The 17,463-nt window shown below is 51.7% G+C and carries 15 protein-coding genes and 1 pseudogene; 1 reads left to right on the top strand and 15 read right to left on the bottom strand.

Features of this window, described 5'->3' with window-relative positions; all coding sequences use genetic code 11:
• Positions 1-194: 194 nt before the first annotated feature.
• Together AB1I67_RS12435 and AB1I67_RS12430 are read right to left on the bottom strand one after the other, a co-directional pair.
• On the bottom strand, positions 195-1,166 hold the full coding sequence (locus AB1I67_RS12435; protein ID WP_367030194.1) for a glycosyltransferase family 2 protein: 972 nt from the start codon (positions 1,164-1,166) through the stop codon (positions 195-197).
• 13 nt (positions 1,167-1,179) lie between these two features.
• Entirely contained in the window at positions 1,180-1,998 is an 819-nt protein-coding gene (locus tag AB1I67_RS12430) for a CPBP family intramembrane glutamic endopeptidase (protein ID WP_367030193.1), read from the bottom strand.
• Positions 1,999-2,135: 137 nt separating this feature from the next.
• Here AB1I67_RS12430 and arcC point away from each other — a divergent pair, with 137 nt between their 5' ends.
• Positions 2,136-3,074: a carbamate kinase gene (arcC, locus tag AB1I67_RS12425; RefSeq protein WP_367030192.1), complete on the top strand. Its 939-nt coding sequence runs from the start codon at positions 2,136-2,138 to the stop codon at positions 3,072-3,074.
• Positions 3,075-3,178: 104 nt separating this feature from the next.
• Here the strand turns inward: arcC and AB1I67_RS12420 are convergent, their stop codons facing one another.
• From AB1I67_RS12420 to AB1I67_RS12360, 13 genes and pseudogenes are all read right to left on the bottom strand, one after another.
• Complete coding sequence (locus tag AB1I67_RS12420; RefSeq protein WP_367030191.1) at positions 3,179-4,564, bottom strand: MATE family efflux transporter; 1,386 nt, start codon at positions 4,562-4,564, stop codon at positions 3,179-3,181.
• On the bottom strand, positions 4,554-5,177 hold the full coding sequence (locus AB1I67_RS12415; protein WP_367030190.1) for a TetR/AcrR family transcriptional regulator: 624 nt from the start codon (positions 5,175-5,177) through the stop codon (positions 4,554-4,556). Before AB1I67_RS12415 ends, AB1I67_RS12420 begins: the two co-directional genes overlap by 11 nt.
• Before the next feature lie 173 nt (positions 5,178-5,350).
• On the bottom strand, positions 5,351-6,301 hold the full coding sequence (locus AB1I67_RS12410; RefSeq protein WP_367030189.1) for a GTP-binding protein: 951 nt from the start codon (positions 6,299-6,301) through the stop codon (positions 5,351-5,353).
• A gap of 53 nt (positions 6,302-6,354) precedes the next feature.
• A pseudogene (locus tag AB1I67_RS12405) lies at positions 6,355-7,655 on the bottom strand (CobW family GTP-binding protein).
• Positions 7,656-7,721: 66 nt separating this feature from the next.
• Positions 7,722-8,090 carry a metal-dependent transcriptional regulator gene (locus tag AB1I67_RS12400; RefSeq protein ID WP_367030188.1) on the bottom strand — a complete coding sequence of 123 codons (369 nt, stop codon included), beginning with the start codon at positions 8,088-8,090 and terminating at the stop codon, positions 7,722-7,724.
• 143 nt (positions 8,091-8,233) lie between these two features.
• Positions 8,234-9,610 carry an MATE family efflux transporter gene (locus tag AB1I67_RS12395; RefSeq protein WP_367030187.1) on the bottom strand — a complete coding sequence of 459 codons (1,377 nt, stop codon included), beginning with the start codon at positions 9,608-9,610 and terminating at the stop codon, positions 8,234-8,236.
• 19 nt (positions 9,611-9,629) lie between these two features.
• On the bottom strand, positions 9,630-10,667 hold the full coding sequence (locus tag AB1I67_RS12390) for an MBL fold metallo-hydrolase (protein ID WP_367030186.1): 1,038 nt from the start codon (positions 10,665-10,667) through the stop codon (positions 9,630-9,632).
• A gap of 2 nt (positions 10,668-10,669) precedes the next feature.
• Positions 10,670-11,683, bottom strand: a complete 1,014-nt coding sequence (locus AB1I67_RS12385; protein ID WP_367030185.1) for an MBL fold metallo-hydrolase — start codon at positions 11,681-11,683, stop codon at positions 10,670-10,672.
• 5 nt (positions 11,684-11,688) lie between these two features.
• Positions 11,689-12,654 carry an oligopeptide/dipeptide ABC transporter ATP-binding protein gene (locus AB1I67_RS12380; protein WP_367030184.1) on the bottom strand — a complete coding sequence of 322 codons (966 nt, stop codon included), beginning with the start codon at positions 12,652-12,654 and terminating at the stop codon, positions 11,689-11,691.
• A 1-nt stretch (position 12,655) separates the two neighbouring features.
• A complete protein-coding gene (locus AB1I67_RS12375) occupies positions 12,656-13,648 on the bottom strand; it encodes an ABC transporter ATP-binding protein (RefSeq protein ID WP_367030183.1) in 993 nt (330 codons plus the stop codon).
• A gap of 20 nt (positions 13,649-13,668) precedes the next feature.
• On the bottom strand, positions 13,669-14,556 hold the full coding sequence (locus AB1I67_RS12370) for an ABC transporter permease (protein ID WP_367030182.1): 888 nt from the start codon (positions 14,554-14,556) through the stop codon (positions 13,669-13,671).
• Entirely contained in the window at positions 14,549-15,529 is a 981-nt protein-coding gene (locus tag AB1I67_RS12365; protein ID WP_367030181.1) for an ABC transporter permease, read from the bottom strand. The genes AB1I67_RS12370 and AB1I67_RS12365 overlap by 8 nt, the downstream gene beginning before the upstream one ends.
• A gap of 13 nt (positions 15,530-15,542) precedes the next feature.
• The gene (locus AB1I67_RS12360; RefSeq protein ID WP_367030180.1) at positions 15,543-17,219 is read right to left on the bottom strand and encodes an ABC transporter substrate-binding protein; all 1,677 of its coding nucleotides are present in this window, start codon (positions 17,217-17,219) and stop codon (positions 15,543-15,545) included.
• Positions 17,220-17,463: the final 244 nt, after the last annotated feature.

Below are 17,463 nucleotides of genomic sequence, written 5' to 3'. Positions count from 1 at the left end.
GGCGGCTCAGAGAGTTCAAATCTCCCTTCCGCTACTTAAAAACCCTTGAAAAATCAAGGGTTTTTTCATTTTCTGTTTGAGTACCTTTTTCTTATGCTGTTGACAGGAAAAAGGACCGAATCCGTAATTCCTGCTGATCCAGTCCTCATTGTCCCACTTTGCAACCGTTTGATACTGATCTCTTCCATCTTTCCTCAGTTAAATCCAAAAAACTTCTGGCTGATCTTATATCCGGCGATCGATACAGTCCTGCCGCTCTTACCAGGCAGGTTCATGCCCTGTCCCAAAAAACCCCAGCGCAGACGCAGAAAGAGCGCCCAGTCCTGTTTTCTCAGATACTGCCACAATTCACGCTTCTTCTCCATATTCTCCTCAGTACCGGATTTGATGGCAAGAATGGAGGATACGGTCATCATGATCTCCAGATAGCGGATCATATAATGGCGCAGCTTCCAATTAGTGATCTTCGACTCATGGTAATACCCCAGCATCAGCTTGGTCACCCGGATCTGCTGGTCAATCCTCCCGATCATCACCTGCTCATTGACCGACTGGTCCTCCCTGCCGATAAAGTACCGGTAAAAATTCACATCCAGGTAGTAAAAGGTCTTCACATAAGGAAGCGGCTGGAAAACAAAAATATTATCCACGTAAAACGTATGCTTCGGCAGCTCCAGCCCGCAGCCCTTCAGCATCTCTGTCCGGTAAACCACGGAATGCATCAGGATATACTGGCCCAGCATAAACATCTTAACGTCTTTCCAGGTACAGAGCTGCCGTTTGGGCAGGGCTGTCTTGTACTGCATGACCCTCTTATGCTTCGCCCCCTGCTTCTCATAGACAAAATTAGTGATCAGCATATCCAGGGTCTGGTTGCCCATCACGAAATCCCGCAGAGTCTTGAGCACCTCTGCATATGCTTCCTCATTGACCCAGTCGTCGCTGTCAACCACCTTAAAATAAATGCCGGAAGCCTCCCGGAGCCCTGCGTTCACCGCCTCGCCGTGACCGCCGTTCTCCTGATGAATAGCCCGGCAGATCCCGGGGTAACGGGCTTCATACTCATCTGCGATCTGCGCCGTATTGTCCTTTGTGGAGCCGTCGTCCACGATCAGTATCTCCACCTCGTCGCCGCCCGGCAGCAGTGACTCGATACAATGCCTCATGTACCCTTCCGAATTATAACAGGGTATCGCTATGGATAGTAATTTCACTTTTTCTTCCGTCCTCTCTCAGCTTATAAAATGAAAATGTTAACAGCAGTCCTGATGCTGTAAATATTGCCACTCTGACCGCTGTATATTCAAATATCCCCCTGTCCCACGCCATGGCATTGGCCGTGACTGATATCAGGTTCGCCGCCGCATGGAAGGTCCATACAGCCAAAAGACGATCTGTCCGCTCAAATAACAGCGCCAGAAATCCCCCCAGGAAGGCCGCATAAATCCCCTGGTAAAGGTTCCCGTGATACAACCCGAAATACACAGCTGACAAAACCGCCGCCCATAAAAAAGGCAGCTCCTTTCGCATCCTCCAGTATCCCAGGCCCCGAAAGATCAGTTCCTCCGTCAAAGGCAGAATCAGGACCGTACAGAACAGCTGCATCACAAAGGATGGACGGCTTAACAGATCCATCACATTCTCCGCCTGCCCCACCGGCAAAGGAAGCAGCGCAAGGAGGTTGTTGAAGCACAGACTGGCTGAGATGCCGGCAGCCACACACCACACGATCACCCAGCCCGTCACGGGCAAATGCCGCCGGCTGTCCTCTGCCGCGCCGTCCTGTCCGGATGCCCGAAGCTGATAATACAGGTGTCCCAGCGGGATCAGGGCTAATAACGCCCCCGCCGCTGTCAGCTGAAGGATCCTGTCTTCGGAAACCGTTCCAGTCACCTGATGGTATCCGGCAAAAACCAGCTCCGTCAGTGCCTGATATAAAAGCAGCGGATATATCATGCGCCAAAAAAAGAGCAGCGCCTGTTTTACGCGCTTTGCCATGAAAATCCCCTCCCTATCCTGTCCTCACTCTCCCAGACTGTTCACAGTATAACACAAACCGGTTGCATTTTTCCAGTGGAAACACTATAATGTATATAAAATTTAGACAATATTTCGCGAAAAGAGAGGTATTATATATGGCAAAGAAAAGAATCGTCATGGCTCTGGGCCACAATGCACTGGGGACAAACCTCCCCGAGCAGAAGGCAGCCGTCGGCCCCACCGCCAGGGTGATCGCCGATTTTATCCAGAACGGCTGGCAGGTTGCCGTAGTCCACAGCAACGCTCCTCAGGTGGGCATGATCCACACTGCCATGAACGAACTGTGCAAGAACCATGAGGACGAAGGATATACGCCCGCCCCCATGTCTGTCTGCTCCGCCATGAGCCAGGGTTATATCGGATATGACTTACAGAGCGGTATCCGCTCCGAACTTTTAAAACGCGGCATTTACAAGCCGGTTTCCACGGTCCTTACCCAGGTCACCGTAGACCCGTATGACGATACCTTTTACAATCCTGTTAAAAAAGTCGGCCGTTTCATGACCCGCGAGGAGGCGGACGCCGAGGAAGCAAAGGGCAACTATGTAACTGAGATTCCCGGCAAAGGCTTCCAGCGTATCGTATCCGCCCCAAAGCCGGTTGCCATCGTTGAGATCGACGCGATCCGCGCCCTGCTGGATGCGGACCAGATCGTCATCTCCTGCGGAGGCGGCGGCATTCCGGTCCTGGAACAGGGTTCCGACTTAAAAGGCGCCAGCGCCGTGATCGAGAAGGATTTAGTCAGCGGACTTCTGGCACAGGAAGTGGACGCTGATGTTCTGATGATCCTCACCAGCGTGGATCATGTTTCCTTAAACTACAACACCCCGCAGGAGCAGCCGGTCTCCCGCATGACAGTCGAAGAAGCGGAAGAATACATCCTTCAGGGACATTTTGAGGCATCCTCCATGCTGCCGAAGGTAGAAGCTGCAGTCTCCTTTATCAAAGCTGGCAGGGACCGCAGCGCCATCATCACATCCATGGCAAATGCCCAGGAAAGTGTTGAGGGCCGGGCCGGCACCACGATCCGGTAACCATTCACACCGAAACATCTGCTACCATCCAGAGCTTTAAAACAGGCGGCCTGAGCCAAACTGCACAGACCGCCTGTTATTTTTCGTTATTCTCTTCTTTTCTTTTATGCTTTCCTTTCCTTTTCCATATTAAGTGTTGCCAGCCGCGTGAGCGCCGGGTAAGAGACCAGGCATACTGCCAGGGTCAGTACGTCTGCCACCGGCTGGGCGAAATAAATACCATTTACCCCGATCATCCCCGGCAGCACAAGGATCACCGGAATGTAAAATAAACCCTGTCTGACCGTGGACAGAAACAGTCCGAACCTGGCTGCCCCGATAGTCTGGAACGTTATTGTCATCATGTAGCAAAGACCAAACGCGGGGTAAAGGATCACCTGGGATGCCAAAAGCCGCACCCCGTAAGCTACCACAGCAGGATTCCGGTTAAACAGCATAATAAGCGGTTTTGACAAAAGGATATAAACCGCACCGACTCCCACAGACAAAAGCAGGGTCTGCTTCATGGCAAATCGTGCACATTCGTGGAACCGCTCTTTGTTTCTGCTGCCAAAGGCATAAGCAGCAACCGGCTGATATCCCTGCATGAATCCCATGACCACATAACAGCCGATGAGTATCAGACGCTGTACCACCCCATACGCTGCAATGATAAGGTCACTGTCCGGCAGGGATGCCGCCGCTACATTGGTCAAAGAAGTAGCCACTGCCAGACAGATCTGGATCACCGCTGTGGGCACTCCGATCTGGATAATTTCACGAAACAGCTTTGCCGTCGGTTTAATAAAATCCAGCTTCAGCCTGATGATCGAATGTCCGCCCAGATAGAACCACAGGAGTATCCCAAAGGTGACAACCTGGGAAATCGTGGTCGCCAGCGACGCACCTCCCACCCCCATGCCTAATCCCCAGTCAAACATAAATACCGGGTCCAATACAATATTTAAAACTGCGCCTGTAATCACGGCAATGGAAGATATCTTCACAGACGACTCTGCCCTTGCTGCACAGTTTAAGCTCTGAGCCGGAAGATTGGCCAAAGCCGCGATGAACATCCAGAACGCATAATCCTTTGCCAGAGGCATGACTGCCTCCGATGCGCCAAAGGTGCGCAGCAACGGTTCCATAAACAGGATTCCACCTACGCATAAAAGCACGCCCACCACTACAGATGCTGCGACCACCGTAGAAACCGTCACACCTGCATTGTCTTTTTCTCCCGCTCCCAACTGCCGGCCTGCCAGGACTGCTGCCCCCGCTGCAAAAATATTCTCCACAGAGACAAAGATCAACAGCAAAGGAAGGGTCACTCCCACCGCTGCCAGCGCATTTTCACTGTGCAAAAGTCCAATATACGCCGTATCGACAATATTGTAAACAGCCTTCGCAAGCAGGGCGATCGTAGCCGGGACTGCCAGCTGCATGATAGCCTTGGACGGCTTTAAAAATGCCAAAACTGATTCTCTGGGAAGCCTGGTCTCAGGATTCATGGGACGGCCCCCTCTCCACCACGCCATATAACAGGATCTTCAAAGTACGGCTGCAGCGCTTTTCATGTTCTTCGATCCCCACCTGGTCCAAGGTCTGCATCTGATACTGGGCATTAACAAAATCCTGATAGAGCTTAAACTCCTCCACCACCTCCGCAGCCGTAATATCTTTCCTCAGAGAAACCTTCTCAAGCATCGATGTGAGCACATGCAGATTCAGATCGTCAAACCCTTTTCTGATCCTCCCGATCTCCTCTGCCAAATGCGCGGGCGGAGTGATGACTGCGCTGCAGAACAGCCTCAAATAAGCTGGATACTTGTCAAAAAAAATGATCCTGCTGTCAAAATACCGCTGTATCATCACTTCCGCAGCTTCTTCCTCCCCCAGCCCGGTACGCAGATGGTCTGTCAGAGCATCAAAGCATTCCTGCAGACACGCAAGATACAGCTCATCCTTATCCTTAAAATAATGGTATATAATTCCCTTGGAGACTCCGCCTTCCTTACATATGGTATTCATGGATGCTTCCGTATAACTCCTGGCACCGAACTCCTCCAGCGCCGCCTCCATAATCTTCTGCCGGCTCTGCAGATTCTTTTCCTCACGCTTCATATAAACAACCTCCTGTATATTCACAATCCCCAGATGATCAACCATTTTTCCACGATCCATTTTAAAAAGAAAAACTGACCACCTGGTCTGTTTTTTATTATAGTCAAAACAGACCAGGTGGTCAATATATTAATTATAAACTTTTCATAAAGCATTTGGGATCCAAAGATACCTTATCCGAACTGCACCACTTCCTCAACAGGCTGCGCTGGTACCACTTCCTCCGCATAAAGCACCGGGCCTTCCCCGTCGTAATCCTGCCAGAATTCCAGCGCCACCTTTGCGCGCACCTTTACCCACTGCTTCGTCTCTAAATTCCGCGCTTCTTTTGCCTTGCAGATATAGCCAAGGAACGTCATATCGTCCGCACAGCAGGTCATCGCCATACGCCCCGGAACAAAATAATTCTTCGGAAAGTTTGGGGACTTCAGCACCATCGCTGTAAACTCCACCACTTTTCCCACGTACCGCTCCGGCTTGTCCATACAGTCGATATACCAGATGCCGTATGCCTCCGGGCTGATCTTCACCACATCGGCGCTTAAGTCGTAAGGCAGGTCTTCCTCAGAGATCTCATCAATCTCCCCATCTTCATCCTCAAAAACTATATCGCATTTGGTGTTCATGGATTTCAGCATCCGTTTATACCGCTCCAGGTCCTCAATGCCGTCGCAGCGGTTGCAGATGATCAGCTCCGTGTTCCGTACCATGGCTGCCAGCAACGGCTTCATATTCTTTACATAGAGATCAAAGGTAGACATGTCTATGATCGTGATCTGCTGATAGATCATCCAGTCGGCCGGCAGCTTTAAATCATCCTGATTCCACATGCCGTTCCACTCGATCAATACCCGCTCCGGATTGTGCAGAAGCTCCAGCTCTGTCAGCCTGTCCGGAGAGATATCCTCCAGGCTGTCCACATACACGACCGAGGTGCTGGTTTCCCTTAGAAGCTCCTCGTCATATTCCGTATCTCCCTCCTCACAGACGATCAGCAGGGTTTTGCCGTCTGTCTGGAAATACTCCTGTTCCATAGTAAAGGAAAGGAATTCCGTCTTCCCGGCTTCCAGAAATCCATTTATCAAAAATACTGGTGTTATATCATCTTCAATCATCGGTCCCATATCACTCTCCGACCTTTCTATACGTCATAAACTGTTTTCCGCTGTCCGCCTGGTCAGCGTCTGCCAAATGCGCGGTTCAGCTCTTCTTCTTTTAAGTTCGCGCCGATCACGCATACTTTTCCGGTGTAATCCGGTGCTCCGGTACGGATCTCATATTCCTCCGGTACCAGGTCAAAATAATACCACTCACCCGGATTCTCGCTGGGCAGCATACCCTTGGCGCGCAGCACATCGCCGTACTGGTCGCCGAACGCCAGCTCCTCTAAGACCGCCTTCAGTCCTTCCCTGTCACAGGGAACGATCGTCTCCAGCCCCCAACTGCTGAACACCTCGTCTGCATGATGGTGGTGGTGATCGTGGTCATGACAGCCGCAGCTGCACTCCTCACCGTGGTCGTGGTGATGATGGTCGTGGCCTTCTTCCGGACCGTGGTGATGATGATGCTCGTGCTCCTCTTCCGGACCATGGTGATGATGTTCATGCTCTTCTTCCGGACCGTGGTGATGATGCTCATGCTTTTCTTCCGGGCCGTGATGATGATGCTCATGCTCCTCTTCCGGACCATGGTGATGATGATGTTCATGCTCCTCTTCCGGGCCGTGGTGATGATGCTCATGGCCTTCTTCCGGGCCGTGATAATGTCCGCACTCCCCACCGTCCTCGTGGTGGTGCCCGCATCCGCATTCCTCTCCGTGGTCATGATGGTGATGATGCTCATGCTCCTCTTTTACCTGGGCCAGCACTCTTCCATCATCCTGTCCGGCTTCTCGATCAGCTCCAAAAGCTGGGCACCGCTCAGCTGGTCAACCGGGGTCGTGACGATCGACGCAGCAGCATTGTGTTCCCGCAGAAGCTCTACATCGGCCTGCACCTTCTTCGCGTCAGCCACATCCGTGCGGCTCAGCACGATCGTACCTGCATTCTCCACCTGGTTATTGAAAAACTCGCCGAAATTCTTCATGTACATCTTGCATTTGCTTGCATCTACAATGGTCACGGCGCTGTTCAGCTTCACATCCAGGTTCTTCGCCACATCGCGGACCGCGTTCATCACATCTGACAACTTGCCTACTCCGGACGGCTCGATGATCACCCGTTCAGGCTGATACTTGGTCAGGACTTCCTCTAAAGACTTGCCAAAATCACCTACCAGGGAGCAGCAGATACAGCCGGAATTCATCTCCCGGATCTCAATGCCCGCATCCTTCAAAAATCCACCGTCAATACCAATCTCGCCAAACTCGTTCTCGATCAGCACCACCTGCTCGCCTGCGATCGCTTCCTCCAGAAGTTTTTTAATAAACGTGGTCTTCCCGGCGCCCAAAAAACCGGAAATAATATCAATCTTCGTCATCTTCTTACCTTCTTTTCTTTTACACTTGTCTGCAATAGTCTATTGTGTCACAAACACCGGCGAAAGTCAATACGCCCGGTCCTCCATAAAGCGCTTGATCCCATCCACAACCTCCTGGTCGAGGATATGTTCCATACGGCAGGCGTTCTCCTCTGCCATCTCCGCCGGGACCCCTGCCACCTCACGCAGAAAAGCAGTCAGCAGACGATGGCGCCCGTATACAGATTCCGCCTTCGCTTTCCCCGCTTCTGTCAGCTGGATCTCACCGGAATTCTCCATGACAATAAAGCCTTCCTCCCGCAGGATCCCCATGGCACGGCTGACGCTCGGCTTGCTGAAATTCAGTTCCCTGGCTATGTCAATGGAACGCACCGTCCCTTTTTTTTCCTTCAACATCAATATGGTTTCCAGATAGTTTTCCCCTGATTCGTGCATTATAAAACCTCCCTGCATTGTTTTATCTTATTATCATATACGAATTTCCTTTTTACGTCTAGTACCCTGGGGGAAAAATAAGCAGGAACAAAGCCTTCCCGATATCATTTTTCCAAGATATCAGGAAGGCCCCGCTCCTCCGTTCACTCCGTCAACAACTTTCTGGTCCTCCATTTTCCACTGACATAATACGCGATACAGATACAGCCCGGCAGGATCCGGGAGCAGGCAACGCCCCACCATAATCCCAGATAGCCCATGTGAAAAACATAGATAAACAGCATACCCAGCCCCACCTTACAGATCACGCCGTCTAAAATTCCCAGGACAAATCCCAACTCCACAAACCCGCATCCCGTGACCATGGCCTGGAACGATCCGGTGACGGCAGAGGCAAAGAAGTGAAGGATAAAGATTCTTAAGAACACAGCCCCCAACTCGATGACCTGTTCATCCGATGTAAATATACCAAAGATCTGATGAGGAAAAAACAGGCACAGCATCCCGGAAAATACAGCACATACAAGGGCTGCCGCCACGGTACACAGAGTTGTCTTTCCCGCCCGGTCCGTCTTTCTCGCGCCAAGGTTCTGGCCAACCATAGACGCAGATGCCGTATCGATGCCCTGCACAAATACCTCCAGGAATTTCTGCAGCTTGTTTCCTACACTGTTGGTGGCAGATACTACCAGGCCATAGGCGTTTGCGCTGGAGTTGACCCACAGCATGCCGAAGCGTACAAACAGGCTCCGCACCACCTGAGGGATTCCCAGGCGGACCAGTATCCTAAGAATATCCTTATCGATCTTAAAATAAGACAATCTCGCCTCAAAATCAAAGCGTTCCCGCTCCTTCCAAAGGAAGAAAAAGGCCGCAAAAAAAGCACCCATCTGGGAGGCCGTCGTGGCAATGGCCGTTCCCGCCGCCTCCAGATGAAAGACTACAACCAGGATCAGATCCAGCACAATATTCACCGTCGCGGCTACAAGGATAAAATACAGCGGGCGCCTGGATTCCCCCATTCCTCGCAGAATCCCACAGACCGCATTATAGCCGAACACAAACGGGGTTCCCAGGGCAGTGATGATCATATAGGCTGTCGCCTGTCCAAGTGCTTCCCCCGGGCAGTTTAAAAGCCCCAGAACCGGACGGCAGAAAAGGATCGCCGCCCCGCCCAGCACCAATGCCGCTGCCAGCATAAAGCTTAACAGGGTCCCTACTGTCTTCTTGATTTTCCCATCCTCTCCCGCTCCCATAAGCTGAGCGATATAGATCTGCCCCGCTGTGGAAAATCCCATCGCCACAGGGCTTAAAAGATCCGCAACTTCGCCTCCCGTATTCACCCCCACCGTGCCCACGCTTCCCACAAACTGGCCAATGACAATCAGATCCACCATCGAATAAAGCTGTTGGACCAGATTCGTCAGCACAATCGGGAATGCGAAAAGCAGGAGGCTTTTCATAAGCGGCCCTTCTGTCAGATTGATCCCAATCTTTGTCTTACCCACTGCCTGTCCCATGTAAGCCACTCCTCCCGCCTCATTCCTTCCAGTCCTTCGGCTGGTACACGCCGTTCAACGAATATGCGACTGTTCCAAATCCTTTTACAAACCTGTGATACCTGGTCTTCTTATCTCCCCCCATCCCGCTGACAGAGTCCAGCTTGTAATCACAATTCTCCGGATCCTTTAATATTGCATTTAAAGTCTCCAGGATATCCGGCAGCAGGGTATTATCCAGATTCACCATAAAATGTCCCGGGAATATGTAATCAAACTCATCCAGACGGCCGCACAGCTTTTCTAAGCGGTCCCGGTAAGACTGGACATTGGTATACTGTTGGTAATGCATGCCCTCCCTGGGACCGGAGCCGCAGCCGATCACATCGCTGCACACGTCATCCCCCGCAAAGAGCATCCGTCCCTTTTTATCCAGGTACATGGCATGTCCGGCAGCATGGCCCGCGGTCCAAACAAGCTCCACATCATAATCTCCACCCAGGTTAAATATATGTCCGTCCGGGACGCCGATCAGCTCATAATCCCTGTATTCCGGCAGATCCGCCGGGTCAAACTCCAGCCAGATGGGCGCCCCGTCCTCATCAAACAAATAGTCGAACATGCCCGGTTTTACCCGGTCTTTTATGTTCTGCACCTCGTACTCGTGACAGTATACCCGGTCATAATGGATATTTCCGTAGGAATGATCCGGCCCCAGGTGGGTATTGACCACAATATAGGGTTTTCCGCCTGTGATCTCCTCCACCAGCTCCCGCTGTTTCCCAAGTCCGCAGGCCGTGTCGATCACCATGGCTTTTTCCGGCCCGATCAGTACATACATCCACACATCCCCCGCCCCGTCATTGTTCTGGTTGAACAGGCCGTACAGATTGTCGCGGAACTGATATACCTCCACATAAGGGTTGCAGCCATAGATCCTGCATGTGCTGTTTCCCTCGCGCAGCATCTTCATATATGCCCAGCTGATCTGGTTCTGAGGCGATCCCCATGCAATGCGTTTTGCCTTAGACTGCCCTCTGATCGGCCACATCTGTCCCTGCATTATCTCTTTCTGCATCTCTATCGCTGCTCCTTCCCGCTGCCAATACCATATGCGATCACGCTGAATCCCCTGATATATTTATAGTAACGTGTATTTTTCTGATCCCTCATTTTCCCCCAGGTCTCTTCTTTATAATCATAGGCTTCCGGATCTTTTAAGACTGCATCCAGGGCCGCCAGGATCTCCGGCATCAGATTGTTTTCCAGATTATTCATAAAGTGCTGTGGGAAAATATAATCATACTCATCCATACGGTCCACCAGATCACTTACCCGCTCCCGGTAGAAGGACAGAAGCGTATCTTCCGCATAGGGCCCGGCTATCCGTGGACTTCCCACATTGCCGCAGCCCGATACATCTGAGCAGATATTGTCCCCGCCAAAGAGAATACGGTCATGCTTATCCAGATAAGCTGCATGGCCCGCAGCGTGGCCTCCCGTAAGTACAAGTTCCACCTCATACCCGTCTCCCAAGTCCCATGTATACCCGTCCGGGACGCCGATGATCTCATACTTTTTAAACATCGGCAGATCGCTGCGGTCGAATTCCAGCCAGATGTTATTCCCCCACGCATCGAACAGATAATCCCACATATGGGCATGCTGGTTTTCAAGGTTTGGCACGAGATGCTCATGGCAGTATACCGTTTCAAACCTGCAGTTTCCATATGCATGGTCAAAATGGTCATGGGTATTGACAACGATCAGTTCCTTTCCTCCCGTCAGCTGGCCCACAAGCCCTTTTAAATCTCCAAGCCCGTAAGCGGTGTCGATCAGCATGGCCCTCTGCGGGCCGATGATCAGGTACATCCAGACGTCTCCCATCCCGTCGCAGTTTTCGGCAAACAGGCCGAACAGATTGTCCCGGAACTGATACACCTCCACATAGGGATTGATGTCGTAGATCCTTCTGGTTTTGTTGTGTTCCCGCAGTTCTTTCATGAATGCACGGCTGATGGTATTCTGCGGCTTTTCAAATTTTATCCTTCTGGACTTCAGCTGTGACTCAATCGGTCGCATTTCCTTTTGCATATTTTTTACACCTTTCTCTGATTGATCTCTTTTGCCCTGCAGCACGACACAAAATGCCCCGCCCCTATCTCCGTCAGTTCCTGCGGCTTCCTGCATTCTTCCCCTGCATAGGGACATCTGGCAAGGAAACGGCATCCCGGTTTGGGATCGATCGGCGAAACCAGCTCGCCCTTGATAACGATCCGTTTTGGCGGGTTATGGATATCCACGGACGGGATTGCTGAAAGCAGCGCCCTGGAATAAGGATGGCAGGGATGCTCAAACAACTCCTCTGTACTGCAGGTCTCCACAAGCTGTCCAAGATACATGACACAGATATCATGGGATATATGGCGCACCACTGATAAGTCATGGGTGATGAACATATAGGTAAGATTCAAGTCTCTCTGCAGATCCATGAGCAGATTTAAGACCTGCGCCTGGATCGATACATCCAGCGCTGAGACCGGTTCATCACAGACTATAAATCTGGGATTTAAGGCCAGAGCCCTTCCAATACCCACACGCTGGCGTCGTCCTCCGTCCATCTCATGGGGATAGGCGCCCCTCAGCCGGGATTCGATGCCCACCATGTCCATAAGGCGGTCAGCCTCTTTCTCCACCTCCGCCGTGGTCTTGTATTTTTTCGACAGGATCAGCGGCTCTATGATCGTATCATGGACAGACATACGGGGATTTAATGAGGAATATGGGTCCTGGAACACAATCTGCATATCGCTGCGCAGCGCGTTTAAGTCCTTTCCTTTCACACGGGTCACATCCTTGCCGTCAAAAATGATCTTCCCGTCGGTACTTCCCTGGAGGTGGATCACAGTCCGTCCAAGCGTGGACTTGCCGCACCCGGATTCGCCTACAACCCCCATGGTCCTGCCTGCATCCAGACGAAATGTCACATCATCAACCGCATGGACCACGCCCTTGCTGGTAGGAAAATATTTTTTTAAATGTTGTACTTCAAGCAGCGGAGCCATGTCATACCTCCTCTTTTTTCACGCGGATACAACGGCACTCATGTGTATCGGTGATCTGTATATTTTTTATCTCCCCACTCCGGCACGCTTCTGATGCATAAGGGCACCGCGGCGAGAAGCTGCACCCGGCCGGAAGGTCGGTAGGATCAGGCGGCAGACCCTCTATGGGGGAAAGACGTTCCACTCCCTTGTTCATGTTGGGCAGCGCGCGGAACAGCCCTATCGTATAGGGATGCGCCGGGTGGTCAAAGATATCTTCCAGGGTACCGTACTCGATGATCTGTCCTGCATAGGTCACCGCAACCGTATCACAGGTTTCCGCCACCACACCCAGGTCATGAGTGATCATGATCATGGAAGTCTGCAATTCTTCCTTCAGCTCATTGATCATCTCCAGCACCTGGGCCTGGATGGTCACGTCAAGAGCCGTTGTCGGCTCGTCCGCGATCAGGACCTGTGGACTGCATGCCAGCGCCATGGCGATGACCACCCGCTGCTTCATGCCTCCCGAAAATTGATGCGGATACTCCCCTGCCCGGTCTGGCGAGATCCCTACCATTCCAAGCATTTCCTTTGCTTTCTCCAGAGACTCTGCCTTTCCCAAACTGGTGTGGAGCTTTACCACTTCAGCAATCTGGTCCGCCACTGTTTTTACAGGATTTAAGGCCGTCATGGGATCCTGAAAGATCATGGACAGAGTATGTCCGCGCAATTTCTGCATTTCTGTTTCCGGGATCTCCATGATATCTCGTCCGTCAAGCCATACAACCCCGTCGGCCCGCTTTGTGGCGTGATCCGGCAGAATCCTTAATATCGCTTTGGCAATGGAGGTTTTCCCCGCGCCGGTCTCTCCCACCAGACCAATGGTCTTTCCTTTTTCCAGGTCAAAGGATACTCCGTTCACTGCATGGACTGTTTTTCCCTCTGACTGATATTCCACCACCAGGTCACGGATGGAGAGGAATACGTCTTTATTCACTTCTTTTTTTATCATTGTCTTTCCTCCTCCATCTCCTAATCCTTCAGTTTCGGGTCCAGGGCGTCACGGATCGCATCCCCGATCAGGTTGAAGCTCAAAACGCTCATCATGATAAATACCCCCGGAAACATGATCATATGAGGATATAAGCGGATATAGTTCCGTGCAGACGCCAGCATTGCGCCCCATTCCGGAGTAGGCGGCGTCACACCCAGCCCAATAAAGCTCAAGGAGGATGCGGATAAGCCTGCGCTTGCGATCGACATGGAGATCTCGACGATCAGCGGAGCGATCGCATTGGGGATCACATGCTTTATGATGATCCTTGCTTTGGAACAGGTGATGGAGGTGGCCGCCTCCACGAATTCCTGGTTGCGGATCGTCAGGATATTCGCCCGCATCATCCGTGCGAAATGAGGAATACCTGAAATACCCAGCGCATAAATACACTTGTCAAATCCGGTCCCCAAAACTGCTGATATGGCAATTGCGAGCAGAAGCTGGGGGAATGCAGCCATAATATCCAGAAAACGCATGACCATCTGGTCCACCACGCCGCCGAAATATCCGGCAAGAGCTCCCAACAGGATTCCCAGCGTGGCTGAGATCAGTACCGACAACACGCCGACGCTCAGCGTATACCGGGCGCCATAAAAGATACGCGCCATGATATCCCTGCCCAGTTCATCACATCCAAACCAGTGGCTGGCATTTGGCTTCATATAAGCGTTTGCCATCTCTGCCTTTGCATAGTCATAAGGCATGATAAAAGGGGACAGGACCGAAAGCGCTACCAGGGCGATCAGGATGACCACGCCTGCCAGGGCAAGCGGATTCTTGCAGATCTTCATCCAAACGTAAGCCGCAGAACCGGTCCTTGGCATCTGCTTCTGCTTTTTTGCTGCTTCTGTACGGTTAAGCACCAGCCTGCACCCCCTTGCTCTTTTTCATTTTCTTCTTGCTCTGTCCCTCATACTGCGCCTTGATCCTGGGGTCCACGTAGGCATAGATCAGATCCACCAGCAGCATGACCACACCGAAGGTAAAGGCGATATACAGCACGCTGCCCTGCACCGCATTGTAATCCCGGTTATTGATACTGTTGATCAGATAGGAACCAATGCCAGGGATGGAGAACACCGTCTCGATCACCATCGTCCCACCCAGCTGGCCGCCAAATCTGCCGCCGCAGATGGTGATGATCGGGATCAGGGCATTGGGCAGCGCATGACTCCAGATAACGTGCCTCTCAGAAACGCCCTTCGCCCGCGCCGTGGTCACATAGTCCGCCCGGATGACCTCCAGCATGCTGGACCTGGTGAGCCTTGCGATCCCCGCGATCCCTCCCAGTGCATTTGCCAGCACTGGAAGGATATAATAGACCCAGCCCTTGTCGCCACTGGACGGCAGCCAGTGCAGCTTTAAGGAAAATAAAAGCACCAGCATCAGCGCCAGCCAGAAGTTTGGCATGGACACGCCGACCATCGAAACAAACATGGAAATATGATCCTGGGTCTTATTGGCATGGATAGCCGCGTTGATCCCCAGCGGGATGCCCACCAGCATGGACAGCAGGATACTGAACGCCGCCAGGGTCAGGGTTTTGGGAAATCTTGCCATCAGCTCTGCGCCGACATCCGTCCCGAAAATATAGGACTTTCCAAAGCTCTGGTGCACAATCAATTCTTTTAAAAAATTACCAAGCCTGACGATATATGGATCATTCAGCCCCAGCTGCTGCCTTAATTCCTCCACCTGGTTCTCCGTTGCAGCCGCCCCCAGTATGATCTCGCACGGGTCTCCCGGCACAAAATACATCAGGGTAAAGATCAATATGGATACGCCAAGCAGTATGGGAATCATCAGCATAACCCGTTTTAAAATATATTTTCCCATTCCATCCTCCAGATCACCGGTCTGTCACCGATACATAATCTTCTGCGATCCCCAAAGTTGACGCCGTCACATTGCCGAACCCGTCCTGGGGAATTTCTGTGATCCCGTCCTGCGCCACATAGTAGGAGTAATTCCAGAACATGCCGACTGCGTAGGCCTGGTCCTTCAGATAATCATGAAATTCCTGCAGGGCCGCCTCGCTGGTGGTCTCTGTGTTGGCAGCAGTCTCCAATAAGGTCTGCAGCTTGTCGTCATGGGTAAAGCATGCGCTCCCGTTCTGGAATGCCCTGGTGTCAAACACATTTTCCCAGACAGATGTAACATAATCGGAGGTAGCTTTGGAATCTACGATGATATCCCATTTGGTATTGTCATATTTATAGCTGTTGAACAGCGCCTGATCTACCGGCATCAGTTCACAGTCAATGCCCACTTCCGCCAGATAGCTCTGTAACACGGTCAGTCCTGCGGTGGCCGTCGTACTGTTCTGATACATCAGCTTAACCGGGAAGCCTCCGTCCGGATGACCCGCTGCCGCCAGCAGCTCCTTCGCCTTTTCCACGTTGTAATCGTAGTAATCCTCCTCTTTCCAGGAATCGATATAATCAGATGCCACATCCGGCGAAAAATCATGGCACACAGAACCGTTGAAGGCCGCGTTGCCGTAGCCGAGGCGCACTCCCTCAAAATCTATGGCATATAAAACCGCCTGGCGCAGTTCCTTATTATCCGCGAACACACTGTTATCGTTGTTGAACATCATCACGTTCATCCGCCCATTCTCATCCGGGTACACGTTCCATCCGTCCACCGGGGTCCCATCCTCGTTCATGAATGCGGCGATGTCTGAGGACAGGATATTCTGTGAAATGTCCACCTCCCCATTCTCCAGCGCGATCACTCTCATGCTGGATTCCTTCTGCACATTGATGGTGATGGTATCAAAGGTCTGCGTGTCATAATAACTTCGCAGGGATTCGTCTGTCTGCCAGTAATCTTCATTTTTCTTCAGCGTGGTATGTGCGCCGGATACATTTTCTGCCAGGATATACGCACCTGTGACTGCCGGGTTGTTGGTCTTGTCAGCATCCGAGGCTTTCGAGAACCAGGCCTCGCTGACAATGGGGACCGTGGTAAGACACCACTCCATCGCGCCTTTGGAGCTTCCTGTCAGGGTGATCCGGAGCGTATAGTTTCCGGTCGCCTTGACCTCATCTAAATAACCGTTTAACTTTTCCATCGTTCCGCTTGCTATGGCCTGCTCATAGCTGTAAACCACATCGCTGGCCTTGATCTCGTTCCCCTGGCTGTCCTTTACATAATCATACAGCTCCACATCCACTGTCCTGCTGTCCACAACCGTCCATGATTTTGCGATCTGCCCCTGAAGATCTTCCACGCTCTGGCCCAGGCCGTAGCTTGCACAGAGACAATCATACAGCATCCGGTAGGTATGATGACGCCCGCCGCTGTCACCGCCAAATGGCGACAGGTCTCCGTTGTCGGAGGAGATTGCAAACGCCACGTTCTTCACTGCTGCTGTACCTTCCGGATCAACATCCTTCGTACCTTTTACAGCCGCCGCTGGCTGATCCTGGGAACTGCTGCCCCCGCACCCGGCAAGCAGGCTGGCTGCAAGCCCTGCCGCTGCAAACATACTAACTGCCCGTTTCCATGTGTTCCTTTTCATAAAGTACCCTCTCCTTCTCTTTTTCCGGACGCTCCCGTTCAAGGAACCGTCTCAGTGATTCGGCACATTTCCGACAATCCCCTGTGCCAGCAATGGAGATAATGGTAAATTCCACCATTTTTTTGTCGTTTTATGGATTCATTTCGTGCTTTTATACTACCAAAAAAGCGATCGCATCTCAATTCATCTTTCCATGCGTCAATTATTCCAAAACAGAATAATGTGTTTTTCCTTATACAAAAAA

The sequence above is a fragment of the Clostridium sp. AN503 genome (assembly GCF_040719375.1).
Classification (GTDB): domain Bacteria; phylum Bacillota; class Clostridia; order Lachnospirales; family Lachnospiraceae; genus Brotaphodocola.
The sequence above is the reverse complement of the archived record's forward strand: the minus strand, read 5'-3'. Positions and strand labels throughout refer to the sequence as shown.